The organism is Streptomyces sp. NPDC001933, from assembly GCF_042890955.1.
In the GTDB taxonomy this organism is placed as follows: domain Bacteria; phylum Actinomycetota; class Actinomycetes; order Streptomycetales; family Streptomycetaceae; genus Streptomyces.
This window is the reverse complement of the sequence record NZ_JBIASS010000118.1, coordinates 1-1,451: the sequence shown is the minus strand read 5'-3', so window position 1 is coordinate 1,451 and position 1,451 is coordinate 1. Positions and strand designations below refer to the sequence as shown.

General features: G+C 63.7%; 1 protein-coding gene. It reads right to left on the bottom strand.

Going from position 1 to position 1,451, the window contains the following annotated elements; all coding sequences use genetic code 11:
- Positions 1 to 7 precede the first annotated feature (7 nt).
- On the bottom strand, positions 8 to 1,402 hold the full coding sequence (locus ACFYY7_RS45675) for an IS30 family transposase (protein ID WP_388672395.1): 1,395 nt from the start codon (positions 1,400 to 1,402) through the stop codon (positions 8 to 10).
- Between the last annotated feature and the right edge of the window lie 49 nt (positions 1,403 to 1,451).

Here is a 1,451-nt window from a genome sequence, read left to right as displayed (position 1 = left end):
ACCGGATTCAACCGGTCGTTGCAACACCAGCTTGTTGAAGCAACTGTAGCTGCTCGTTGAACGCCTCGGCGGGCGTCTTCCAACCGAGCGTCTTGCGGGGTCTGCTGTTGAGAGTGTGAGCGACGGCCTCGACTTCCTCGGCAGACCATCTCGAGAGATCAGTGCCTTTTGGGAAGTACTGGCGCAAGAGCCCATTGGTGTTCTCGTTTGTGCCGCGCTGCCACGGACTATGCGGATCGGCGAAGAACACGGGAATGCCCGTCTCGACTCTGAATTGTGCATGGGCCGACATCTCCTTGCCACGATCCCAGGTCAACGACCGTGCCAGCTGTTCGGGCAGCGTCGACATCGTATTGGCGAGAGCGGCCTTCATCGTGATCGCCCCATAACCGGCCAGCGCAGGACCATTCTTGACCGATTGCTTGTGCCGGTACCCTTCCTCGCGCGGCAGGTGAACCAACATTGTGAATCGAGTTGACCGCTCGACGACAGTGCCGATCGCGGACCGCTCCAGCCCGATGATCAGGTCGCCTTCCCAGTGGCCAGGAACGGCACGGTCCTCGACTTCGGCAGGCCGTTCACTGATCAGCGCTTCGGGCGTCACATGCGCCCAGGCCCTACGGCGCGAACGAGCGCGCGGGGCACGCAGCGCGCGGCCCGTGCGAAGGCACAAGATCAGCTCCCGCTTCAGCGCCCCGCGGCCCTGAACGTAGAGAGCCTGGTAGATCGCCTCGTGGCTGATGCGCATGGACTCATCATCCGGGAAATCAACCTTGATCCGGTTCGCGATCTGCTCCGGACTCCACGCCTGCACCCACGCACGGTCCTTGCGGTGCGGCTTGTTCCGCCCCGTCCACGCGCCTGTCGAAGGACCTGCGATCGCCCTGCCGCCAGGCGTGCTGATCCCTCCGGAGAGCCGCTCCTGGACGTACGCGTGCAACCGCGGATTGGCGACCAGCTTCGATGTCTTCGGACGGCGGGCGGCCATGTCCGACTTCCATTGGGCGACCGAGGCCCGATAATCGAGCTTCCCGCCCCTGGTGGCCGCGTTGCGCCGCAACTCACGGGAAATCGTCCCCGGATCACGGCCGACTTGCCGAGCGATTTCACGTACGCCCATGCCTTGGGCGTTGAAGAGCGCGATCTCCTCCCGCTCAGAGAACGACAAGTACCTGCCCGAATGCGGCTTCGGATCGAACGGTCGCATGCCGCCACACTGCCGAAACCAGCGCGTGGCCACCGCCGGCGCCACGCCGATATCCCCGGCCGCTTCCTCCGCGAGGAGACCCATGGCGATTGCATCCCAGAACGCCGCTTCGATATGACGTTGAAATTTCGGATGCCCCGGAGACCTCAACTTTGGCCGAATCGCCCGATCAGCTGCCTGCTGACGACGAACCATCCCACACCTCGCTGATCACGAGGTGTTGCGACGACCGATTGAATCCGCC

What these genes read in the sequence shown, in the direction of transcription:
- ACFYY7_RS45675 (WP_388672395.1), bottom strand. Translation starts at nt 1,402, where the DNA reads ATGGTTCGTCGTCAGCAGGCAGCTGATCGGGCGATTCGGCCAAAGTTG.